The following is a 22,678-nucleotide window of genomic DNA, read 5'->3' on the forward strand; positions in this document are numbered from 1 at the left end:
AGTTATTGGTTAAATCGATAATTTAGAAGAAGGTATTTATTTTGATTACATTGAAGTCACAACGTGAAATTGAGGCTATGGCCGAATCTGGTGCCATTATTGCTGGTATGCACCAAGAGTTACGTAAACTGATCAAGCCAGGGATTTCTACTTGGGCCATTGAAGAATTTGGCCGTAAGTATATCGAGGACCATGGTGGCCGTGCTGCTCAAATCGGGTTTGAAGGTTTTGAGTACGCAACCACGATTTCGGTTAATGATGAAGTGGCCCATGCTTTCCCACGTAAGGGATTGTTTCTTAATGAAGGTGACATTGTTAAGGTCGACACGGTGGTTGACTTGAATGGCGCCTACTCGGATTCAGCTTGGACGTATGCCGTTGGTGAAGTTTCGCCTGAAGTGCAACGTTTGATGGATGTGACGAAGCAAGCCTTGTATATTGGTATTGACCAAGCACAAGTGGGTAACCGCTTGGGTGATATTGGGGCAGCCATCAACGCTTTTGTCGAAGATGAAAACGGTTATGGTAACGTGCGTGACTACATTGGTCATGGTATCGGACCGACTATGCATGAAGAACCCGCTGTGCCTCACTATGGGGTGGCCGGTCATGGCTTGCGATTAAAGCCTGGTATGACCATTACCATCGAACCGATGGTTAATTTAGGTGGCTGGGAAGTTGAGACTGACCAAGAAGATGGTTGGACTGTACGCACTTTAGATGGCTCATGGTCTGCCCAATACGAGCACGTTATTGCGATCACTAACGACGGACCCAAGATTTTGACTTCACAAGATCCTGAGTTTGACGCAAAATATTTGTTGTAAAAAATCAATCTGATTCAGATCCGAATGGGGCTGGTTCAGATTTTTTTTGCGTCATTGGCTGACCTCGAAAAGTTAGCCAGCATTGTTGATGTTTTAAAAGCGAATAGAAATAAATTGAGGTGCACATGTTAAAAATTGGAAATGCCCAAGCCACGGCTAAACGCCCAATTATTGCCACCAGTATCACTGCTCAAAATGTGACCGAATTATTAGCACAAATGAAGCTTGCAAATGCTAGTGCGGCGGACGTCATTGAATGGCGGATTGATTACTTGCTAGCCAAGCAACCAGTTGATAGTGCCTTGATTCGACAGGTACGACAGACGGTCATCAAACCAATGATTTTCACTTGGCGAACGGCGACTGAAGGTGGATTATTTGGCTTTAATGCCAAAATGTATCGCAAGCTATACCTGCTTGCGATTAAAGCCGGGTTTGAGGCCATTGACATTGAGGCCGCCTGGTTGTTTGAAATGACCCCATTGCTGACGGCTGCTAGGCAACATCGGGTTGTCGTGATTGGTTCTTATCATCATCCAAAGCGGACGCCAAATGATCTGCGGGCACATTTTGATAAACTGTTTAGCGCGCCGGTTGACGTTGTCAAGGTAGCAACCTTCGCCAATGATGCCGCTGATGTCGACCGCCTCCAAACAGTGAGCGCCGACTATGCAGCACACCAGGTAAAACCATTGATTACGATGGCCATGGGTAGCGTTGGGCAGCGTTCACGGCTTGAAGGTCTTCGTTATGGTTCCGAGTTAACGTTTGGCGCACTTGTGAATGCCTCGGCCCCTGGTCAATTAGCTTTAGCTGACTTAGCAAAGCATTTTTCAACACACTAATGGACAGTGACTCTCTCTTGATTAGAATAATCAAAAGAGGAGCCATCAGATGTTAGTAGCGGTGACTGAAAACGGTCGTTTTGTCCAAGCAAATGAACTCACTGTCCAGGCAAAAACCAAACTGTATCATTGTCCAGCTTGTAAAGGGGCGGTGCGACTGAAGATGGGCGAAGTGAATCTACCCTATTTCGCCCATGTTAATTTGATTGAATGTGATAGTTTTGCTGAAGGAGAATCCGCCGGCCATTTGACTGGCAAATTAGCCATTCGTGATTATTTTCATGCGCAAGGGGCTGTAGTCACTTTGGAGCAATATTTTCCCGAGGTGCAACAACGGGCGGATGTCCTGGTTGAATTCAATGGTGGCCGCTTTGTCATTGAGTACCAATGTGCACCCATTAGCGTCCAAAAGGTCATCCATCGTACGGCAGGCTATCGCCAACTTGGACTACGAGTGATTTGGGTGCTAGGTGATACCTACCAAGCACGCCAGCTTAGCCGGGCAACCTGGGCCAAATTTTCACAGATTTTGCATGGAGAATTGCAGTTATGTGTGTGGCGCATGCAGCCAGGGTGCTTTGAGTGGCTGAGTTGGATGGAACAAGACTTTACTCATCGGCAAAAGCAACACGTGGTGAAAACGAAGTTAGCCGAAATTCAGCTCTTGAAACTACAACAACAAATCACCAGAAAAGACCCGTATTTACAACGCATTGTCCTGGAATTATATCGTTTGCAACGTCGTTTAGTCGGCATGCCATGGATGGTGCACAATATTATTGGACTACCAGGTGGTGTTAAGGGTGAAGCATGGCCGGTCAAGTTAATGCTATATCTAGCAATCGAAAGTGGTCCCAAAACGCAAACCCAGTTACTAAAACAGTTAGCAAATTGTGAATGGCAAAAGTTCGGGGTTGCTTCCGTCAGGCAAGTTCAAGCCCTGTGGTTGAATCGCATGTTAACGCAATGGTTTGAAGCGGGTGAAATCGTCGTGAATGACGGGCAAATCAGTCTGACGACGGCCCCAAATTGGTATGCTGATTACCAAGAAAAACTGGCTGGGTTAAATATAGCTCCTGAAAATAATGAAAAAACATCTAAAAAATGATAAAATGCTAATAATTTAAGGTTTGGTGTACCAAACGAAATAGAGAACTGGAGAAAAAATATGGCTACTGAATTACCAACACGTGACTCGTTGCCTGAGTCAGCGACTTGGGACCTTTCAAAAATCTACGCAACTGATGCAGCATGGGATGCAGAATATGCTGCATTAGAATCCAAGTTGGCACAGGCCGATAAGTATGCAGCTGATTTAACAACCTCTGGTGCTAACCTGTATGCTGGTTTGACATATGGGTTGGAAGTCATGCGTACCCTAGAAAAATTATATGTTTACGCCTCAATGAAGTCTGATCAAGATACCACTAATTCGAAGTATCTTGGCTTGGATTCACGAGCACAAGCATTGGCCGCTCGGGTTTCCGCAGCAATTTCATTCTTTGATCCGGCCGTTTTGGCGCTGTCAGATGAAGCCCTAGAAGCCTTGTTTGCACAAGAACCTAAGTTAGGTGAGTACAAGCACTACTTTGATAGTATTTTGACGCAAAAAGGGCATGTTTTGTCTGCCGAAGCTGAGGCCTTATTAGCAGGCGCTTCAGATGTTTTCGGAGCTTCACAAAATACATTTGGTGTCTTGGATAATGCTGATATCAAGTTTGGCGAAGTTGAAGATGAAAATGGCGAATTTGTCCAGTTATCAAATGGTGTCTACAGCCGATTGTTAGAGTCAACCGATGGGGATGTTCGCCGGGATGCTTTCCAAACCTTTTACGATTCATATATCGATTTGGAGAACACCTTTGCGTCATTGATTGCCAGTCATATGAAGGGACACAACTACTTGGCCAAGGTGCGTCATTACGACAGCGCCCGGCAAGCAGCCTTAGCAAGCAATCATGTCCCTGAGTCAGTTTATGATACCTTGGTTGACGAAGTGAATAAGCACTTACCTCTGTTGCACCGGTATGTCGCTTTGCGTAAGCAACTTTTGCACCTGGAAGAGTTACATACCTATGATTTGTATACGCCAATCTTAGGGACGCCCGATTTAGTCGTCGATTTTGAGTCAGCCAAGGCAGACTCGTTGCAGGCCTTAGCACCACTGGGTGAGGATTACTTGGATATTGTGCAAGAAGCATACGATAACCGTTGGATTGATGTGATCGAAAACAAAGGTAAACGTTCTGGGGCCTATTCAGGTGGTTCATATGACACTAACCCATATATCTTGTTGAATTGGGTTGATAACTTGGACAATTTCTATACCTTGGTGCACGAAATGGGCCACTCTGTACATAGCTATTTGACTCGCCATGCACAACCCTATCATTACGGCGATTACCCAATTTTCTTGGCTGAAATTGCATCAACGACCAATGAAAACTTATTGACTGCCCACTTACTGCAAACCGTTGAGGATAAAGCATTGCGGGCCTACATTCTAAACCACTATCTTGATGGGGTGAAGGGCACGGTGTTCCGTCAAACGCAATTTGCTGAATTTGAGCAGTGGATGCACGAGCAAGATGCAGCTGGTATCCCATTGACCGCCGATGTTTTGAATGAAGCCTATGGTGAGCTGAATCAACGTTACTACGGTGACGCATTGACATTTGATGAAGAGATTGCGCATGAATGGGAGCGCATCCCCCACTTCTATTACAATTACTATGTCTTCCAATATTCGACAGGCTTTGCAGCAGCAACCGCGCTGTCACAAAAGATCTTGACGGAAGGGGAACCAGCTGTGGCGGCATATAAGACTTACCTGAAAGCCGGCTCTTCAGCTTACCCAGTGGATGTGATGAAGGCAGCGGGTGTCGATATGACGAAGGCCGATTACTTGGTTGATACATTTAAGGTTTTTGCAGAGCGTTTGGATGAGTTCGAGGCCCTGGTTGCAGAGCTTGGCAAGTAGGTCAAAAAGTTTGCAAAACACTGATGAATTCGTTATAATAAACTATGTTGATTGAATAGCTCTTAATTGAGTGGCCGGAAGAAATTTTCCTGGCCGCTCATTTTTTTAGAGTAAAGCTGCTGTGCAGTGGTTGCACGATGCAACACCATCACATTGTGAAGGGAGGAGATGACCTATGGCAAATGTTGTAGAAACAGTAAAATCAGTCTTGGAACCGGCGCTTTTTGATAAAGGTTACGATCTTTGGGACGTCGAGTATTCCAAGCTAGGTTCAGATATGATTTTACGAATCTTGGTAGATCGCTTAGAAGGTGCTATCTCAATGGATGATTTAGTGTCTTTGACGGAGATTATCGGTGATTTGGTTGATGGTATTGAACCAGATCCATTCCCAGAAGCCTATATGATGGATATTGCATCGCCAGGCGCTGAACGTGAATTAAAACGCGATCGAGATTTTGATTGGGCAGTTGGCAAATTCATTCATGTGGATTTAAGCACCCCTTTCCAAGATCAAACATCATTTGATGGCGAACTAGTGGCGGTAACTGATGAAGCGCTGACTGTCGCAATCACAGTAAAGGCCAAACGTCAGTTGATCGAAGTTCCACGGGAACTTGTGACACTGGCCCATCTAATTATTGGTATGGAACGTATTTTAACGACCGATGCCGATTACCAATGGGCGTTGAACAAGTTAGTTCGCGTGACAACTTATCAGAAAATTGATGGTAAGAAAGAATTTGAGGGTGAGTTAGCAGAACTAAGTGAGGACCAGCTCGTAATCGTTGATCAAGAAGATCAAGCGTTTGCGGTTCCACGTTCTGCGATTGCACAAGCCCGACATGCAAATAACTTTTAGTGGAGAAAGATAATGAGTAAGGAACTTGTTAGTGCTTTAAACGCTCTTGAACAAGAAAAGGGAATTAAGGCGGAAACGCTTGCCGCTGCCATCGAAGAAGCATTGGCAAAAGCATATGCAAAGGATCACGCTGACGCTGAAAACGTTGAAGTAAACTTCGATTTGAAGAAGGGTGCGATTAAAGTTTTAGCTGTTAAGAAGGTCGTTGATGATGATGAAAAAGAAGATGACAACACAGAAATTTCCTTGTCTGACGCTTTAGATATCAATAAGGCCTACGAAATTGGTGATGAAATTAAGTTTGACCAAACACCAAAGGACTTTGGCCGCATTGCAATTGGCACTGCGAAGCAAATTATTTTGCAAAAGGTGCGTGAAGCAGAACGTTCAATTGTTTATAACCAATATTCAGAATACATTGACGAGATTATTACCGCTGAAGTTGAGCGCGAAGACACCCGTTACTTGTATATGATTTTGCCTGGTGGTCAAACGGCTGCTATGAAGCCAAATGACCAAATTGCCGGTGAAACCTACCGGATGGGTGACCGTATCAAGGTCTTGGTGACGGAAGTTGAAAAAGAAGTCAAGAAGGGTCCTCAAATCTTTGTGTCGCGCGCGGCTGAAGGTTTGGTGAAGCGATTGTTCGAGGCTGAGGTGCCAGAAGTGCAAGATGGCATTGTCGAAATTCGCTCAATTGCACGTGAAGCAGGTGATCGTTCAAAGGTCGCCGTCTACTCATACAATTCAAACCTCGATCCTGTGGGTACCATGGTTGGTCAACGAGGCGTCCGTGTGCAAGCAGTCGTCAACGAATTGTCTGGTGAAAACATGGACATCATTGAATGGAATGAAGACCCAGCACAATTTATCATTAATGCGTTGAGTCCTGCTGAGGTTGTCGAAGTTATCTTTGACCCAACCAACGAGCGCGGTGTGACAGTCTTAGTGCCTGATTACCAATTATCATTGGCAATCGGTAAGAAGGGCCAAAATGCCCGCCTGGCAGCACGTTTAACTAATTTCTCAATTGACATTAAGCCAGAGTCAGACCGTGAAGCTGTGATTGCTGAAATGGAACAACGGGTTGCAGAGCAACACAATGGACCAGTGCGACATGAGCAACCAATCGTTGAAGTGGCTGACGATTTTGAGAATTTTGATTTGGACGCTGAAGACTAAGCTTGTCCGCGCATAAGGAGAACTGTTATGAAACAACGAAAGATTCCAATGCGTAAAGACATCGTTACTGGCGAAATGGTTCCTAAAAAGGAATTGGTGCGTGTTGTACGGACAACCGAAGGAACTGTCGAACTTGATCCAACAAACCGGGCCAATGGTCGTGGGGCATATATCAGTTTAGATGTAGAAATTGCTAAGAAAGCCAAGGCTAAGAAAACGTTTGATCGCGTCTTTGAAACTAAGCTTGAGGACAGTTTCTATGACGATTTGATTGCCTATGTTGATCATCAACAAGCGCGTAAGGAATTGTTTGGCGATGCAAAATAAGCAAAAATTATTAGGATTACTTGGGTTAGCCCGTCGCGCTGGTAAGTTAGTTACTGGTGAAGATATGGTGCTTGGTGCAATTCGCGGTGGCAAGGCTAGTTTAGTCATTTTCGCGGCGGATGGTGGTGCAAGTAGCCTTAAGAAATTTACAGATAAAACAACAAGCTATGGCGTGCCTTTTACAACAGCATTGACCCGTCAAGAAATAGCTGACGCAACTGGCATGGCGCGCACAGTAATCGCTGTCGCTGACCGTGGATTTGCAAAAAAAATGCGAGAATACTTAGAAATATAGGAGGGTGAACATGACGAAGCGAATTTTTGAATTAGCAAAAGAAATGAACGTCTCATCCAAGGAACTAGTCGAAGCTGCCAAGAAAGCTGGCATGGACGTTAAGTCACACATGTCAACCATCGATGATGCACAAGAAAGTACCCTACGTAAGAGTGGTAAGGCATCAGCAACAAAGCCTGCAGCCCCAAAGGACAGCAAGCCTGCAGCCCCAAAGAATCACACTAACGGCAACAAGACTGAAAAGACAGCACCTAAGCCTGCTGCCAATAACCAGCCTACTAATGCTGGGGATGTCGAAGAGACGACGGTACGAATTGTGCGTAATGATAAGCGTAGCGATAAGAACCGGACGCAAAACAGCAATTCACGCCAAAACCAAAACAATCGTAACGGCCAAAATACTGGCGGTAACAAGAACTGGAATGGCAAGAAGGGCAAGAAGAATAATCGTAACAATCACCGTCGCGATGAAAACCGACCAGCCCCAACTGTTCGTAAGAATCAACCATTGCCAGAAGTTTTGGTCTATTCAATCGGGATGAACGTGCAAGATATTGCGAAGTTGATTCACCGTGATGCCAGTGAAATTATCAAGAAGTTGTTCATGCAAGGCGTGATTGTTAACCAAAATCAATCCTTGGATACAGAAACAATTGAATTGTTGGCTTTGGACTATGGTATCGAAGCAGAGCAAAAGGAAGAGGTCGACATCGCCGACATCGACCGGTTCTTTGAACAAGAAGTTGAAAATGACGAAAACCTAGTGCCACGTGCGCCAGTTGTTACAATCATGGGTCACGTTGACCATGGTAAGACGACTTTGTTGGACTACTTGCGTAACTCACATATCACCGAGGGTGAAGCTGGTGGAATTACCCAACATATTGGTGCCTACCAAACTAAGTTGCAAGATCGTTTGATTACTTTCTTGGATACTCCTGGTCACGCGGCCTTTACTGCGATGCGTGCCCGTGGAGCAGATATTACTGACATCACGATTTTGGTTGTCGCTGCCGATGATGGTGTAATGCCACAAACTGTTGAAGCAATCAATCACGCTAAGGCTGCTAAGACACCAATCATTGTTGCTGTGAACAAGATTGATAAGCCTGGTGCCAATCCAGAAAACGTCATCAACCAATTAATGCAATACGAATTGATTCCTGAAGATCTTGGTGGTGACACCATCTTTGTCAATATTTCAGCCAAGTTCGGTCAAAATATCGATGAATTATTGGAAATGATTTTGTTGCAAGCTGATGTCTTGGAATTGCAGGCTAACCCAGATCAACGAGCTGCCGGTTCAGTTATCGAAGCTCGTTTGGACAAGGGTAAGGGGCCAATCGCCACTGTCCTTGTCCAACAAGGTACCATGCATATTGGTGACCCAATCGTTGTCGGAAACACGTACGGAACTGTTCGTACGATGACAAATGATCATGGTCGTCGTATTAAGGAAGCTTTGCCTTCAACCCCAGTTGAAATCACTGGTTTGAAGGATGTGCCACAAGCTGGTGACCGCTTCGTGGTCTTTGAAGATGAAAAGACGGCCCGTGCAGCTGGTGAGGAACGTGCTAAGCGTGCATTGATCGCTGGTCGTAACCGTAATAACATTACATCAGTCAACGATTTGTTTGCCAAGATGCAAGCCAAGCAAATGAAGTCAGTTCCCGTAATTATCAAGGGTGACGTACAAGGTTCAGTTGAAGCATTGCGCGGTTCATTTGAGAAGATTGAAGTCGAAGGCGTACGTGTTGATATCATCCACACGGCCGTTGGTGCCATTAACGAATCTGACGTGACGTTGGCTGAAGCCTCTGGTGCAATCATCATTGGGTTCAATGTTCGTCCTACGCCACAAGCTCGTCAACAAGCCGATGCTGATGAAGTTGATATTCGTTTGCATTCTGTTATCTATAACGCAATCGATGAAATTGAAGCTGCGATGAAGGGTCAATTGGAGCCAGTCTTTGAAGAAAAGGTTGTGGGAACTGCTGAAGTTCGTGAAATCTTTAAGGTCTCAAAGATTGGTACCATCGTCGGAGGTATGGTTATGTCAGGTAAGATTACACGTAACTCAAAGGTACGTTTGATCCGTGACAGTATCGTGATCTATGATGGCCAACTGGGTTCATTGCGTCGTTACAAAGATGACGTTAAGGAAGTCAAGAATGGTTATGACTTTGGTTTGACGATTGATAACTATAACGATGAGCGTATCGGTGATCAAATCGAAGCTTATGAGATGGTTGAAGTACCTGTTAAGTAACCGAGTGTTTCTGTGATGTTACATCATGGTAACCCATGATTGAAATGGAGGGAGCATTATGGCTCAACAAAATTTCCGTGTTGGTCGTTTGGAACAAGAAATTCAACGCGAAGTGAACGACCTGCTTTTGAAGCGGGTGCGTGATCCTCGGATTGAAGGTGTGACCGTCACTGGTGTAGAAGTCACTGGTGATTTGCAACAAGCCACCATCTATTATTCACTTTTGTCTGAATTAGCGTCAGTCAATCAAAAGGCGGCCGATGGTTTAGAATCATCAAAGGGTCTCATTCGTAAGGAATTGGGCGCGCGTCTGACCATTTATAAGACACCAGAATTATTCTTTAAGAAGGATGAATCTGTGCAATATGGTAATAAGATTGATGAATTGATTCGTCAAATGAATAAAAACGATCAAGATTAATAATCAAAAACGCTATTCCAGTGATGGGATAGCGTTTTTAGTTGTCCACAGCCTAAAGTCATGGTTTGATAAAAACTGCACGGTGCCCAGTAAATCGGTAACAAATCAAGGGTGAAGCCTTTATTGTTGCTTGTTTTTTTGGTATGATGTTAGTTGACATAAAACGCGTATCGGATTTTCGTGGCACTGACGATAATGTTAGCAGACCACGTTTTTTAATCAGAAAGAGAGTCGTGATGACACACAAAATTGGAGAAGTCCTGACTGCAACTGTAACTGACGAAAATGAGCAGTATTATTTTGCTCAAGTTGAAGGTATTACCTACGAAATTGATAAAACCGAATTGCTAAAGCCCCTGAATGTAGGTGGCATGGTGACAGGGTTTACCTATGAGAATAAGCATAGTCGTTTGCAATTGACGAAAACTTTGCCAGAGGTTCGTTTGGGCCATTATGCATGGGGAACGGTCACTGACATCCGTCGTGATCTGGGTGTATTCGTCAACATCGGCTTGCCTAACAAGGACGTGGTCGTTTCTTTGGATGAATTACCAACCATCAAGGAATTGTGGCCACAAAAGGGTGATCGTCTAATGATTACGCTACGAATTGATAATAAAGACCGGCTTTGGGGTGAATTGGCACCTAACGAGGTTTTGAATGCGGTACGTATTCCAGCTAAGGCTGATATGAAGGGTAAAAAAGATGTGAAAGCCACGGTTTACCGGTTAAAGATGGTGGGTACATTGGTTATTACATCTGAATACAAGTTTGGCTTTATTCATCCTAGTGAACGTGACCGTGAGCCCCGTTTAGGTGAGGAAATCACGGCACGCGTGATTGGTGTCCGGCCAGATGGATTGATGAATTTGTCACTCAAGCCATTGGCATACAAAGCCATTGGTGAAGACGCCCAAATGCTATTAACGCTATTAGAACATGCAAAGACTCACAGCTTACCCTTTACCGATAAGTCGGATCCAAGTGATATTAAAGATTACTTTAGTATGAGTAAAGGACAATTCAAACGCGCAGTGGGAAATTTGTATAAGCAGCATAAAATCACCCAGGATGAGACAGGCATTTACTTGGTAGAAGAGGCCGATTAATGGCACTTTCAGCAACAAATACAGCCTACATTGAAGACTATCTGCATTATGTGACTGTCGAGCGGGGTTTGTCAGCCAACACACGGACATCATATGGCCAAGATCTACGTCAATTTTTTCAGTACTTAGAGCGTCCTGAACAACCGTTGTCACTGGTTGATGTGGATCGCTTTCATATTCTCAACTTTTTAAGTTATTTAGAGGCCAACGGCAAATCACGTAATTCGATTATTCATATGGTCTCGACATTACGTAAATTTTTCCAATATGCCACACTGACGGTGCAGTGGGTACCAGTGGATCCGATGACGCAAGTTGATCCACCCAAAAAGGCCCAACATCTCCCGGCTGTTTTGACTTTGGCGGAAGTCGAACGACTGCTGCAAGTACCTGATACCACTACTAAGTTAGGCGTGCGTAATCGCGCCATCCTAGAAGTGATGTATGCAACGGGTTTGCGCGTGAGTGAACTCGTGAATTTGAGCCTGGATAATTTACATCTTGAGCTCGGTCTGATCCAAACCATCGGTAAGGGCGATAAGGAACGGATTATTCCAATCGGTGATATCGCGGCAATTTGGTTGACACGTTATTTAAAGGATATTCGACCACAGTTGGGCCGGACACAGGATGATAAAGTGATTTTTCTAAATGATCACGGTCATCAGTTAACGCGCCAGGGTGTTTGGAAGTTAATTAAGCAATTAGTCAAAGCAGCAGGGATTACTAAAGATGTCTCACCCCATACGTTGCGACATTCATTTGCGACACATATCTTGGAAAATGGTGCTGACTTGCGTATCGTACAAGAATTATTAGGTCATTCTGATATCTCAACCACGCAAATTTATACCCATATTTCAAATAAGCGTTTGATGACAGTTTATGAAAAGGCGCATCCCCGCGCGTAGAAAGGTGGCTACCGTGTTAAGTTTAATTGATGATGAACAACCAAAAATTGCAATGGGTTTAACAGCTGGGTTGCCAGAATTTTCAACGTTAGCGGATGTCCAGCGTGAAATCGAATGGTATCAGAGTAATCAGGATCGTGAATTATTTATGTGGCAAGATCCGCTTTCGAAACACTACACCGTGGTCATCGGCGTTGAACAGGTCTATTCTTCGGTGATTGTGCGCTTGATTGCCTTTGGACCTGAAGTTGATGATGCTCATCGTAAGGCAGTGGGGCATGACATTTACCAAGCCTTACAGCAAAGGTATCCCAAACAAGCTATTATGGGGACCATTAGTAATCAAAAAATTGTGAGTGGTTGGGCAGCCTATGAGTGATGTGATTAACTACCATTTAAAAGATTTTGATGGACCCCTAGATTTGCTATTGCATCTAATTAAGGTCAACGAAATGGATATTTTTGATATTCCGATTGTTGAAATTACGGCCCAATATCTTGATTTTTTGCATGAAGCTGAATCACGGAACTTGGATATTGCAGGTGAATTTTTGGTTATGGCGGCAACATTGATGGCGATCAAGTCGACTTATCTTTTGCCACGGCCGGAAGTCACGATGGACGATGATCTTGCCCAGGTGATTGAAGATGCTGACCTCGATCCACGACAAATGTTGATGACCCAGCTCTTGGAATATCAACGTTATCAGCAAGCCGCGGCGGATTTGCGTGAGCGTGAAGATGCCCGTTTGTTACAATTTGGCCGCGCACCGATGCTGGCACCCGCTACGATCGAGGTAGTCCCCTTACCGGCGGGCTTACAACTGGATGATTTACAAAAGGCATTCAGTCACATGCTGACCAAGCGTATCAAAAAAACGGTACGGACGCGGACCATGCAGGGTGAATCTTGGTCAGTTGGCGAACGAATGACGGCCATTATGGCTAAAATACCGCTGACCACCCCCATCTTATTTGAAGATATTTTTGATGACAGTACAGATCGCGAGTTGCTAGTCACGACTTTTTTGGCATTACTCGAGTTAGTCCGGCATCAACAAGTGGCCATCAAGCAAACGATTGAATTTGGTGCGATTGCCATTACCCGTGGTCCGGTACCATTCAATGAGATAGAGAAGGAAATAAAAGATGACGAGCTTGCAACAGATTGAAGCCTTGCTGTTCGTCGCAGGCGATGAAGGCATCACAATTGCTGAAATTGTTAATGTGACCGGCTTTGAAAAGCCAGCAGTGACTGGCTTGTTGGAAGAATTAAATGACAAATATGACCAAGATAGTGATAGCGCGTTAACGTTATTGCAGACAGATGACCGTTATCAATTGGTGACAAAAGTTGAATTAGCAGCTGTGTTGCATCACTATTTTACGGCACCACTGACAACGGCGCTTTCTCAGGCATCCTTGGAGGTTTTGGCGATTATCGCCTATAAGCAACCAATTACGCGGATGGAAGTTGATGAAATCCGCGGTGTGCAATCGAATGCCACCATTCAGAAGTTGGTTTTACGTGATTTAGTGCAAGCAAAGGGGCAAGCCGATCAACCAGGGCGGCCTAACTTATATGGCACTTCGGACTATTTTTTAAATTATTTTGGGTTGCGTGAACTCACTGAATTACCAAAACTCGTCGATGCGCAGACGTTGGATGATTTGCGGCAACATCAACAGGATTCAATACCACTTATGCCAACGTTTGAAACAAACGAAACTTCAGTCTTTGATACTGGATTGGCTGAATTAAAGGAACAAACGGAGAATAACTAAATGGCAGAACGATTGCAAAAAGTGATGGCCCAGGCTGGGGTAGCGTCACGTCGTGCTTCTGAAAAATTAATTGCAGACGGACATGTGACAGTGAATGGCAAAACGGTCACGGAACTAGGTACCAAGGTTGAACCAAGTGATCACGTTGAGGTCAACGGGGCGCCACTTGAAGGACAAGAAAAATTGGTGTATTACCTATTAAACAAACCCCGTGGTGTGATCACGGCGGTTAAAGATGATAAAGATCGCCAAACTGTCATTGATGTCTTGGCTGATGTTCGTGAACGGGTCTATCCAGTGGGCCGTTTGGATTATGACACAACCGGGGCGCTGCTTTTGACAAACGATGGTGAATTAGCCAACCAGTTAATGCACCCGCGTTATAAGATTGATAAGGTCTATATCGCCAAGGTTAAGGGCGTCCCAACTAATGATGAATTGAAAACACTGCGATTAGGTGTGGTCGTTGCTGGTAAGAAGACCGCCGAAGCGCGTGCCGATATCACCAAGCTTGATAAGAAAAAGGGGACGGCGACCATTCAATTGACGATTCATGAAGGGCGCTATCACCAAGTCAAGGAAATGCTAAAGGCGGTTGGCCACCCGGTGATTAAATTACATCGTGAGCGCTACGGTATGCTCGATGTTAACGACTTACTATCTGGTGAATACCGTGAACTACGCTACGAAGAAGTGCAACAATTGAAATCTGGTAAGCAAGTGCGTCGCTCATCAGGCCGCTTATAAAATTTGCAGGATTATTTTGATATTTAATGCATAACTTGGGTTGAATATGTAAATACTTGCAATTCTAGTAGAATTCACGTAATATGAATTGTATTCAATTGAATATCTTCAGGGTAGGGTGTAATTCCCAACCGGCGGTAATCATCTTTAGATGTAGTCCCGCAACCCACAATATGTGGTTGATTAGGTGTGATTCCTAAACCGACAGTAAGCTAACTCGTTAGCAAGTCTGGTATAAAGAAGAAAGAAACGACAAAATGTTAGTCGCTTTTTTGTGCGCCCTGTACAAGAGAGTGGCTTTTTTCATGTCCTGGTAACGCTTGACGAAGTGGCACCAGTATGAATATCAGCACAGCTACTGTGCAAAATTTATTTTTGTCCGAGGGAAAGTTTTATGAATTCTACACGTCGTCTTACGTTGATTGGCTTATTGTCAGCCATTGCTTTTGTGTTAATGGTTTTTGCATCATTTCCAATTATTCCGGGAGTTTCCTTTTTGAAGGTGGATCTTTCATTTATTCCTGTCTTTATTGGCGCATTATTATTGGATTTGAAGGCAGGTTACTGGATTATTATCATTCGGTCTGTTTTGAAGCTCTTGCTAAATAACAGTGGGGTCAACGATTATATTGGCCTACCAATGAATATGATCGCCTTTGCCGTGCTGCTAACCATCTTGTATTTTTTCATCAAGAAGGAAACGGTGTTCACGGCGGTTGTCGGCTTGGTCCTAGGGACGGTGATGCTCACGGTCATGATGGTCTTGCTGAACTATGTTTATGCGATTCCGCTCTATACCAAGTTTGCTAATTTCAACATTCAACAGATTTTTGGTATCAGCAAGTATCTCATTAGCATGGTGATACCGTTTAATTTGGTGCAGGGTGTCATTCTCAGTGGGCTCAGCTACCTGATCTTTGTACCAATGCGTCGCTTTATCAAACATACGAATCCGGCATTTAGTTAGCGCCCATTCACTTGCGTAGTGCCAGTGAGTTGCATAGAATTGTAATTACAAAGCTATGCAAGGAGTGCCACTATGACGGATGATTACTTAATCACCTTGTTTTCGGCGGAAGAAGCGCGCCGAAACCGGGTGATTTTTCATTTACTGACGAACCAATCGACTGTCTCCAGCCTGTACTTTGGGCTACGTTATGGACTCTTGCCAATTATGGGCCTCGAGCCAAAATTGACGAAACCCCAGTTTGACCAACGACTCAACCGGTTGCTTCACGCAGGATTAATTGCCGATACCTCAACAACGGGCATTTTTATCCTCACGCGTGCCGGCCAGACCGCCCAAAAAGAGTTCATGCAAGCACATTATTTTCCGCAACACCTAGATCTCTGGTCGCAATACGATGTGGTTAATTTTCGTGATGGGTTTTTATTAGCCAATCAAGTCGTCTCTGAATTTTCATATGACAATACCCGCTATTATCCATTACAAATTAATTACGGCACGATGATGCAAGTAAAAAAATGGTATCGGCAGGTCTATGCTGATGATTTAGCTGTGCGGTGGAAAAACGATTTATTATCCTATCTAGCGACACTTGATGAACAAACAGCTAATCGTCTCACTGCACGGTGGGTGGGGCATACGGTGCCTGGTACCTTACTAGATCAAATCGATTTCCCTGTTAGTTGGACAGATCAAGATCGACAGTTTTGGGAACTTGATCGCTACGCTGAGTGGTCAGCGCAACTGGCCGACGCAGCCCAGCAACCATTACGGCTGTTATGGGAAATCTTAACACCAAAAACGCGCTTATCACGCCAAGCGCAGTTGAGTTATCACGAGTTAATCGCTGGAATACCACCAGCACAATCGGCGGCTCAGCGACACATTAAAATGAGTACGATCCGGGAACATTGGCTGATGGCGGCTATTTTATTGCCGATAGAGCAATTTCCCTATCGGCAATTCTTGACGGATGAGGTCATGACTTACTTTAATCAACGATTAACGGGTCCCATAGCGAAGTGGCAGTTTCACACGGTCCGTCAATCAGATAATCCCATGGAGTTCACTTTGTTTCGGCTCTATGAAATTTACCGTAGCAAAGAAGAAGGTAAGTAGCGATGACAAATTTGAATAAAGTTCTCAAAGAACGGTTTGGGTTCAATGAATTTAAACCTGGTCAAGCGGCAATTTTAGAGGCCTTGATTGCCGGTCAGAATGTCGTTGGTATTTTACCAACAGGGGGTGGGAAGTCATTGATTTATCAAATGATGGGTTCTTTACGGCCTGGGGTGGTATTGATTGTCAGTCCCCTCTTATCCTTAATGCAAGATCAAGTGGGCCGGCTCAATTTTTTAGGTGAGGCGAAAGCGATTGCCTTAAATTCAACCCTTGATCAGCAAACACGTACGGATGTATTACGCCATTTAGGCGATTTTCACTATATTTTTGTCTCGCCAGAAATGTTGACTAATCCCAGCATTCAACGGGCGCTACGTCAAGTGCAGATTAATCTGATGGTTGTAGATGAAGCCCATACGATTGTTTCTTGGGGACCCGATTTTCGGCCGGAATACTTACAATTAGCTGCTATCCATGCACAATTAAACCGACCCCAATTGTTACTATTGACGGCAACTGCAACACAAAAGATGTTGGCAAGTATGCTAACGGTGATGCAGCTGGATGTGCAACACACCAAAATAGTCCGGCTATCAGTCAATCGTGAAAATATCTATCTGCAAACAACGACCCTGGATAATGAAGGCCAAAAACGAGAAGAAGTCCGCCGATTGGTGCAGCAATTACGAGGCCCGGGTGTGATCTATTTTGCGTCACGTAAACTCGCGACGAGTATGGCCGGTTGGTTGAACGACCATACTGATCTACGGGTGGCAGCGTATCATGCTGGGCTAGATGCCGTAGCGCGCTTTACGATTCAGCAACAGTTTATGCAAGATGAGTTGGATGTTATTACAGCGACTTCGGCCTTTGGCATGGGGATTGATAAAAATGATATTCGCTATGTGATTCATTATCATTTAAGTCGCTCCATGGCTGATTACGTGCAAGAATTTGGCCGGGCAGGACGTGATGGCCAGTCGTCGATTGCGATTCAACTGTATGTGCCAGGGGATGAACGTTTACAATTAGATATGATTAGGAGTACCATTCCGAGTGAACAGACTGTGACACAGGTGTATGGTAAACAAATCGACGAGACATTGTTAGATGCCACGCAGCTTGAACTTATTCACTATTATCAAAGTCAAAATATCTCGGCCAGTGCCGCCAGTGCCATCTTTGCGCGGCGCTTACGGGAGCGTTTAAATGAGTTACAACACCTCTTGCATTATGTCACCCTTACCAGTGGGCTGCGGGATGAGCTTTTAACGACTTTTGATGAGCCAGTTAGTGGGGATGTTCACCATGAAGGCCAAGGCGTCCTGACAGTGGCGGATATCCAAAATTTGGGATTAATGCGTCAGCCGATCACCGTAACCGATACCAGCGATGCAAGACCCAGCTGGCAACAAAAAATTGATAAACTGTTTAATATAAAGTAAAGACAAGCCGTTTTTGATAGGAGCAAACTGGGATATGTGCTAAATTAATGTTTAGTAAATAAGGTGGTGAGGATACTGCTATTTGCGAATATATAGCATGATTTGCCACACCGAATCAGTTTGGAGGCCGAACAAAATGGACAAGCATGACAAAGAATCAAAGCCCTGGGAGGCTTCATTTTCAAGTGAAGAACCGGCTCAAAAATATTCTCGTTCAGCCAATCGTCGCAAGTCACGTCAAGTCAGCGTGATTGTGGGATTGTTTGTCACGATCATCATGATTTTGTCGTTTATTCCAATCTATAACTACTTGCAAGAACTTAACAAGCCTAATAACACCACGGCAATTTCGGCACTATCATCTGCCAAGACAACCACCTCAATTAGTAAGGTTGATAAGGTCACTAAGTCTGAGAAGAAGGCAGCCCAAAAGGCATCTTCTGAGAAGAAAGCTACGTCAGCTTCCGAGGCAAAAGCGAAGTCTGAATCAGTTGCTAAGGCAAAGTCAGCGTCATTGGCTAAGAGTAGTTCCGCAGCTAGCAGCGCGAGCGCATCTAGTTCTAGTTCTAGTTCAACCGGTACAACGGCGGTCTTTTCATCAGGCACTTTATATAGTTTTGCGGTGAGTCACGATACCACGCCAGAAGCTTTGTACACCCTGAACAGTGGGCTAACAGCTAGTAATTACACTAGTTACTATGGTAAGAGCCTCCGGGTCAAATAAACAAAGTTCAAAGGGCACAACTGTTTGCAGTTGTGTCCTTTTTTGATAGACTAAGTAAGGTAAATATTCAGGTGGAACATCATCCTAGAAACGAGTGTAAAAATATGGAACCAATACAAATTGCGATTGATGGACCGGCATCAGCTGGTAAATCAACGATTGCTAAAATTTTAGCGACAGATTTAAATTTTGTGTACGTGGATACTGGGGCGATGTATCGATCAGTTACCTTGGCAGCTTTGAAGCAAGGCGTTAATCCTGCAGCGGAGGCGGATGTGATTGCCTTACTCCCCCATCTTGAAATTTCGTTTGCACCAGGCAACCCAGTCCAAAAAGTGTTCTTAAACGGTGAAGAAGTCACTGATGACATTCGTTCTAATGCCGTGACGGGCAATGTCTCAGCTGTTGCTTCATATGGCGCAGTTCGGACGGCGATGGTTGCCCAACAACGGCAGATTGCAGCCCAGGGTGGGGTTGTCATGGATGGGCGTGATATTGGCACCACGGTCTTACCAGACGCTGAGGTCAAGGTATTCTTGATTGCTTCAGTCAAGGAGCGGGCCTTACGTCGTTTCAAGGAAAATCAAGCTAAGGGAATGACCGAAACACTGGCAGAAATTGAAGCAGCAGTTGAGAAGCGGGACTACTTGGATTCACATCGTGAAATTAGTCCTTTAAAAAAAGCGGCAGATGCGGTAGAATTAGATACTACGGGACTATCTATTGACGGTGTGGTTGATGCAGTTAAGCAAATCATCGCTGAAAAGGTTGGAAAGTAACCTGTAACGGGAACCTAGATACCCGTCATCCATCTAGGATTAATGTTGAAAAAGTCACACTAAACTACTAGTATTTGCGGGTATCATCACGTATAATAGTGAGTAGAGTCGTGTGACCAGGAGGATTTATTGTAATGAACGAAGAGAACAACGAGCTATTAGCAGCTCTTGACGCGCAACCAACTGTTGAAGTTGGTGCTGTTGTCACGGGTGAAGTTTTGGCAATCGACAACGACCGTCAAGTGGTTATTGGTATCGATGGCACTGGTGTAGAGGGTGTTATCCCTGTACGCGAGTTGACTTCAGACCGTGACGCTAACGTCGAGGACTTAGTCAAGGTTGGCGACAAGATTGAGGCAGTAGTTAAGATGCCAGTAACTTCAGAAACTACTGGTTACTCATACATCTTGTCAAAGAAGGCCCTTGATGCTCGTCGTGCTTGGGAAGAAGCTGCAAGCAAGCTTACCGAAGGTGAAATTGTTGAAGCACCTGTTTCTCAAGTCGTTAAGGGTGGTTTGGTTGTCGATGTTAATGGTGTTCGTGGATTTATCCCTGCATCAATGATCGAAAACCGTTTTGTCCAAGATTTGAACCAATACAAGGGTCAAACTGTTAAGGCAAAGATCATCGAATTGAATGCATCAGAAAATCGTTTGATCTTGTCACGTCGTGACGTATTGAACGAAGAACGCTCAGCAGCATTGGCACGTATCTTTGATACGATGGCTGTTGGTGATGTTGTTGAAGGTAAGGTTGCTCGTATGACTAACTTTGGTGCCTTCATCGACTTGGGCGGTGTTGATGGATTGGTTCACGTGTCAGAAATTTCACACGAACGCGTTTCACAACCTTCAGATGTTTTGTCAGTTGGCGAAGTAGTTAAGGTTAAGGTTTTGGGCTTGGATAAGGACAAAGAGCGTATCTCATTGTCAATCAAGGCTACACAACCTGGTCCTTGGCAAAAGGCTGCTGAAGAAGCTCCAGAAGGAACTGTTCTTGAAGGAACTGTTAAGCGTGTGGTAGACTTCGGTGCATTCGTCGAAGTATTCCCTGGTGTTGAAGGTTTGGTCCACGTGTCACAAATCTCACACAAGCACGTAGAAAACCCTTCTGATGTTTTGACGGCCGGTGAAAAGGTTCAAGTTAAGGTTCTTGATGTGAACCCTGACAAGCAACGTTTGTCATTGTCAATCAAGGCATTGCAAGAGGCACCTGCACGTGAAGAACGTAGCAGCAGCAACAACAGTAACAACAATAGTGGAGAGCGTCGTAGCAACAACGGTGGAAACCGTCGCGGTGGTAACAACAACCGTCGTAACAACGCGCCTATGAACTACTCAACTACTGAAGAAGAGGGTTCAGCCACTTTGGGTGACTTGTTCAACTTGAAGGATTTTGACTAATCTTTTAATTAAAGCATAGTTATAAAATAGCTGGCATACTATGTGCTAGCTATTTTTTATTCTATGGAAACAAAGCATTGTTCCGGGAAATGCGTTCGGAAATTGTGCTATAATGGATTGTTATGTAACCATCGCAGTAAAGGTGTAGATGGTTAAGTCTAGTATGTCGTGATGACATAGAAATGAGGTAGATATGGCCTATCCAGTTGTCGCCATTGTTGGGCGACCTAACGTCGGAAAGTCAACCATCTTCAACAATATTGTCGGTGATCGAATTTCAATCGTTGAAGATATTCCTGGTGTGACACGTGATCGAATTTATGCACGTGCAGAATGGTTAACTCGTGAATTCCGTATGATTGATACGGGTGGAATCGAGATGAGTGATGAACCATTCATGTCTGAAATTAAGCAACAAGCTGAAATTGCAATTGATGAAGCCGACGTGATTATCTTTATGGTGAGTGGTCGTGAAGGCCTAACTGATGCTGACGAACAAGTCGCTAAAATTTTGTATCGTTCAGATAAGCCAGTTGTTTTAGCGGTTAATAAAGTCGATAACGTTGAAATGCGTAATGACATTTTTGACTTCTATGCATTAGGCTTTGGGGATCCGTTCCCGATTTCAGGTACTCACAAAACCGGTATGGGTGATTTGTTGGATGCCATCGTTGCTCACTTCCCAAGTGATGCTGATGGGCAAGATGATGACACAGTTCGTTTCTCATTTATCGGGCGGCCCAATGTTGGAAAGTCATCATTGGTCAATGCCATGCTTGGTGAAGATCGAGTGATTGTTTCAGATATTGCTGGTACCACGCGTGATGCGATTGATACCAAGTTTACGACACCAGACGGCGATGAATTTACAATGGTCGATACCGCCGGAATTCGTAAGCGTGGTAAGGTCTATGAAAATACTGAAAAGTATTCCGTGATGCGTGCGATGCGTGCCATCGATGATTCTAACGTCGTTTTGATGGTTTTGAATGCCGAAGAAGGTATTCGTGAACAAGACAAGCACGTCGCTGGCTACGCGCATGAAGCTGGGCGTGCGATCATTATCGTCGTTAATAAGTGGGATACGCTTGAAAAAGATAATCATACGATGAAGGACTTTGAAGACCTGATTCGGAGTGAGTTCCAGTACTTGGCCTATGCGCCAATTGTGTTCGTTTCTGCGAAAACAAAGCAACGTTTGGATAAGTTGCCAGCGATGATTAAGCAAGTTAACGACAATCATCAACGTCGTATTCAATCATCAACTTTGAACGATGTGTTGATGGATGCCTTGGCCTTGAATCCAGCGCCTAATATGAATGGTAAGCGTTTGCGCGTCTACTATGCCACTCAAGTGACAGTGCAACCACCAACCTTTGTGGTGTTCGTGAATGATCCAGAATTGATGCATTTCTCATATGAACGTTTCCTCGAAAATCAAATTCGTAAAGCCTTTGATTTTACGGGTACGCCAATTAAGATTATCAAGCGTGCGCGTACTTAATCAAAGAAACAATGGTTATTTGATTTTACGAAACCAGCTAACTTAAAAATCACATCAAAAAACACATTGAAAGTCTTAAATCTGACATTGAGATGTGTTTTTTTGTAGGCAAATTTGTAAAAATGCTTACAAACCGCATGATATCAACGTTTTAAAACATAAATAACTTGCATC

General features: G+C 44.3%; 23 protein-coding genes and 1 riboswitch. All 23 genes read left to right on the forward strand.

What is annotated here, in order from left to right:
- The first annotated feature begins 41 nt into the window (after positions 1-41).
- The 23 genes from map (at position 42) to der (ending at position 22,504) form a co-directional block, all read left to right on the forward strand.
- Complete coding sequence (map, locus tag WSWS_RS02460) at positions 42-827, forward strand: type I methionyl aminopeptidase (RefSeq protein ID WP_070229777.1); 786 nt, start codon at positions 42-44, stop codon at positions 825-827.
- Between the two features lie 125 nt (positions 828-952).
- Complete coding sequence (gene aroD, locus WSWS_RS02465) at positions 953-1,672, forward strand: type I 3-dehydroquinate dehydratase (protein WP_070229778.1); 720 nt, start codon at positions 953-955, stop codon at positions 1,670-1,672.
- A 49-nt stretch (positions 1,673-1,721) separates the two neighbouring features.
- A complete protein-coding gene (locus tag WSWS_RS02470) occupies positions 1,722-2,780 on the forward strand; it encodes a competence protein CoiA (protein ID WP_070229779.1) in 1,059 nt (352 codons plus the stop codon).
- A gap of 60 nt (positions 2,781-2,840) precedes the next feature.
- Positions 2,841-4,652 carry an oligoendopeptidase F gene (gene pepF, locus WSWS_RS02475; protein WP_070229780.1) on the forward strand — a complete coding sequence of 604 codons (1,812 nt, stop codon included), beginning with the start codon at positions 2,841-2,843 and terminating at the stop codon, positions 4,650-4,652.
- A gap of 175 nt (positions 4,653-4,827) precedes the next feature.
- Complete coding sequence (locus WSWS_RS02480) at positions 4,828-5,514, forward strand: hypothetical protein (protein ID WP_070229781.1); 687 nt, start codon at positions 4,828-4,830, stop codon at positions 5,512-5,514.
- 12 nt (positions 5,515-5,526) lie between these two features.
- Positions 5,527-6,696 (forward strand): transcription termination factor NusA, encoded by a 1,170-nt coding sequence (gene nusA, locus WSWS_RS02485; RefSeq protein ID WP_070229782.1) that lies wholly within the window; start codon positions 5,527-5,529, stop codon positions 6,694-6,696.
- A gap of 27 nt (positions 6,697-6,723) precedes the next feature.
- Complete coding sequence (gene rnpM / locus WSWS_RS02490) at positions 6,724-7,023, forward strand: RNase P modulator RnpM (protein WP_070229783.1); 300 nt, start codon at positions 6,724-6,726, stop codon at positions 7,021-7,023.
- A complete protein-coding gene (locus tag WSWS_RS02495) occupies positions 7,013-7,318 on the forward strand; it encodes a L7Ae/L30e/S12e/Gadd45 family ribosomal protein (RefSeq protein ID WP_070229784.1) in 306 nt (101 codons plus the stop codon). The genes rnpM and WSWS_RS02495 overlap by 11 nt, the downstream gene beginning before the upstream one ends.
- Before the next feature lie 10 nt (positions 7,319-7,328).
- Positions 7,329-9,587, forward strand: coding sequence for a translation initiation factor IF-2 (infB, locus tag WSWS_RS02500; protein WP_070229785.1), 2,259 nt, complete (start codon positions 7,329-7,331; stop codon positions 9,585-9,587).
- A gap of 58 nt (positions 9,588-9,645) precedes the next feature.
- On the forward strand, positions 9,646-10,008 hold the full coding sequence (gene rbfA / locus WSWS_RS02505) for a 30S ribosome-binding factor RbfA (RefSeq protein ID WP_070229786.1): 363 nt from the start codon (positions 9,646-9,648) through the stop codon (positions 10,006-10,008).
- 236 nt (positions 10,009-10,244) lie between these two features.
- The gene (locus tag WSWS_RS02510) at positions 10,245-11,117 is read left to right on the forward strand and encodes a CvfB family protein (RefSeq protein WP_070229787.1); all 873 of its coding nucleotides are present in this window, start codon (positions 10,245-10,247) and stop codon (positions 11,115-11,117) included.
- The gene (xerD, locus tag WSWS_RS02515; protein ID WP_070229788.1) at positions 11,117-12,028 is read left to right on the forward strand and encodes a site-specific tyrosine recombinase XerD; all 912 of its coding nucleotides are present in this window, start codon (positions 11,117-11,119) and stop codon (positions 12,026-12,028) included. Before WSWS_RS02510 ends, xerD begins: the two co-directional genes overlap by 1 nt.
- A 13-nt stretch (positions 12,029-12,041) precedes the next feature.
- Positions 12,042-12,407 carry a reductase gene (locus WSWS_RS02520; RefSeq protein WP_070229789.1) on the forward strand — a complete coding sequence of 122 codons (366 nt, stop codon included), beginning with the start codon at positions 12,042-12,044 and terminating at the stop codon, positions 12,405-12,407.
- Positions 12,400-13,200, forward strand: coding sequence for a segregation and condensation protein A (locus tag WSWS_RS02525; protein ID WP_070229790.1), 801 nt, complete (start codon positions 12,400-12,402; stop codon positions 13,198-13,200). Before WSWS_RS02520 ends, WSWS_RS02525 begins: the two co-directional genes overlap by 8 nt.
- Positions 13,178-13,813, forward strand: coding sequence for an SMC-Scp complex subunit ScpB (scpB, locus tag WSWS_RS02530; protein WP_070229791.1), 636 nt, complete (start codon positions 13,178-13,180; stop codon positions 13,811-13,813). Before WSWS_RS02525 ends, scpB begins: the two co-directional genes overlap by 23 nt.
- Positions 13,814-14,560, forward strand: a complete 747-nt coding sequence (locus WSWS_RS02535; RefSeq protein WP_070229792.1) for a pseudouridine synthase — start codon at positions 13,814-13,816, stop codon at positions 14,558-14,560. It begins immediately after the preceding gene.
- Positions 14,561-14,660: 100 nt separating this feature from the next.
- Positions 14,661-14,809, forward strand: a riboswitch (FMN riboswitch).
- Positions 14,810-14,954: 145 nt separating this feature from the next.
- Entirely contained in the window at positions 14,955-15,527 is a 573-nt protein-coding gene (locus WSWS_RS02540; protein ID WP_070229793.1) for an ECF transporter S component, read from the forward strand.
- Positions 15,528-15,599: 72 nt separating this feature from the next.
- Positions 15,600-16,646 (forward strand): YpbB family protein, encoded by a 1,047-nt coding sequence (locus tag WSWS_RS02545; RefSeq protein WP_070229794.1) that lies wholly within the window; start codon positions 15,600-15,602, stop codon positions 16,644-16,646.
- 2 nt (positions 16,647-16,648) lie between these two features.
- Positions 16,649-18,094 (forward strand): RecQ family ATP-dependent DNA helicase, encoded by a 1,446-nt coding sequence (locus tag WSWS_RS02550; protein ID WP_070229795.1) that lies wholly within the window; start codon positions 16,649-16,651, stop codon positions 18,092-18,094.
- A gap of 136 nt (positions 18,095-18,230) precedes the next feature.
- Positions 18,231-18,818, forward strand: a complete 588-nt coding sequence (locus WSWS_RS02555) for a peptidoglycan-binding protein (protein ID WP_070229796.1) — start codon at positions 18,231-18,233, stop codon at positions 18,816-18,818.
- 104 nt (positions 18,819-18,922) lie between these two features.
- The gene (gene cmk / locus WSWS_RS02560; protein ID WP_070229797.1) at positions 18,923-19,597 is read left to right on the forward strand and encodes a (d)CMP kinase; all 675 of its coding nucleotides are present in this window, start codon (positions 18,923-18,925) and stop codon (positions 19,595-19,597) included.
- 134 nt (positions 19,598-19,731) lie between these two features.
- Entirely contained in the window at positions 19,732-21,000 is a 1,269-nt protein-coding gene (rpsA, locus tag WSWS_RS02565; protein WP_070229798.1) for a 30S ribosomal protein S1, read from the forward strand.
- A 193-nt stretch (positions 21,001-21,193) separates the two neighbouring features.
- Complete coding sequence (der, locus tag WSWS_RS02570; RefSeq protein WP_070229799.1) at positions 21,194-22,504, forward strand: ribosome biogenesis GTPase Der; 1,311 nt, start codon at positions 21,194-21,196, stop codon at positions 22,502-22,504.
- The last annotated feature ends 174 nt before the right edge of the window (positions 22,505-22,678 follow it).

Source organism: Weissella soli, from assembly GCF_001761545.1.
Classification (GTDB): domain Bacteria; phylum Bacillota; class Bacilli; order Lactobacillales; family Lactobacillaceae; genus Weissella; species Weissella soli.

Excerpts from the sequence above, each read along its gene's own strand:
- xerD (WP_070229788.1), top strand. The coding sequence starts at position 11,117 with ATGGCACTTTCAGCAACAAATACAGCCTACATTGAAGACTATCTGCAT.
- cmk (WP_070229797.1), top strand. The coding sequence starts at position 18,923 with ATGGAACCAATACAAATTGCGATTGATGGACCGGCATCAGCTGGTAAA.
- WSWS_RS02545 (WP_070229794.1), top strand. The coding sequence starts at position 15,600 with ATGACGGATGATTACTTAATCACCTTGTTTTCGGCGGAAGAAGCGCGC.
- WSWS_RS02540 (WP_070229793.1), top strand. The coding sequence starts at position 14,955 with ATGAATTCTACACGTCGTCTTACGTTGATTGGCTTATTGTCAGCCATT.
- nusA (WP_070229782.1), top strand. The coding sequence starts at position 5,527 with ATGAGTAAGGAACTTGTTAGTGCTTTAAACGCTCTTGAACAAGAAAAG.
- WSWS_RS02510 (WP_070229787.1), top strand. The coding sequence starts at position 10,245 with ATGACACACAAAATTGGAGAAGTCCTGACTGCAACTGTAACTGACGAA.
- WSWS_RS02495 (WP_070229784.1), top strand. The coding sequence starts at position 7,013 with ATGCAAAATAAGCAAAAATTATTAGGATTACTTGGGTTAGCCCGTCGC.
- pepF (WP_070229780.1), top strand. The coding sequence starts at position 2,841 with ATGGCTACTGAATTACCAACACGTGACTCGTTGCCTGAGTCAGCGACT.
- rnpM (WP_070229783.1), top strand. The coding sequence starts at position 6,724 with ATGAAACAACGAAAGATTCCAATGCGTAAAGACATCGTTACTGGCGAA.
- rpsA (WP_070229798.1), top strand. The coding sequence starts at position 19,732 with ATGAACGAAGAGAACAACGAGCTATTAGCAGCTCTTGACGCGCAACCA.
- infB (WP_070229785.1), top strand. The coding sequence starts at position 7,329 with ATGACGAAGCGAATTTTTGAATTAGCAAAAGAAATGAACGTCTCATCC.
- scpB (WP_070229791.1), top strand. The coding sequence starts at position 13,178 with ATGACGAGCTTGCAACAGATTGAAGCCTTGCTGTTCGTCGCAGGCGAT.
- WSWS_RS02470 (WP_070229779.1), top strand. The coding sequence starts at position 1,722 with ATGTTAGTAGCGGTGACTGAAAACGGTCGTTTTGTCCAAGCAAATGAA.
- WSWS_RS02550 (WP_070229795.1), top strand. The coding sequence starts at position 16,649 with ATGACAAATTTGAATAAAGTTCTCAAAGAACGGTTTGGGTTCAATGAA.
- WSWS_RS02480 (WP_070229781.1), top strand. The coding sequence starts at position 4,828 with ATGGCAAATGTTGTAGAAACAGTAAAATCAGTCTTGGAACCGGCGCTT.
- WSWS_RS02525 (WP_070229790.1), top strand. The coding sequence starts at position 12,400 with ATGAGTGATGTGATTAACTACCATTTAAAAGATTTTGATGGACCCCTA.
- WSWS_RS02535 (WP_070229792.1), top strand. The coding sequence starts at position 13,814 with ATGGCAGAACGATTGCAAAAAGTGATGGCCCAGGCTGGGGTAGCGTCA.
- aroD (WP_070229778.1), top strand. The coding sequence starts at position 953 with ATGTTAAAAATTGGAAATGCCCAAGCCACGGCTAAACGCCCAATTATT.
- der (WP_070229799.1), top strand. The coding sequence starts at position 21,194 with ATGGCCTATCCAGTTGTCGCCATTGTTGGGCGACCTAACGTCGGAAAG.
- rbfA (WP_070229786.1), top strand. The coding sequence starts at position 9,646 with ATGGCTCAACAAAATTTCCGTGTTGGTCGTTTGGAACAAGAAATTCAA.
- WSWS_RS02555 (WP_070229796.1), top strand. The coding sequence starts at position 18,231 with ATGGACAAGCATGACAAAGAATCAAAGCCCTGGGAGGCTTCATTTTCA.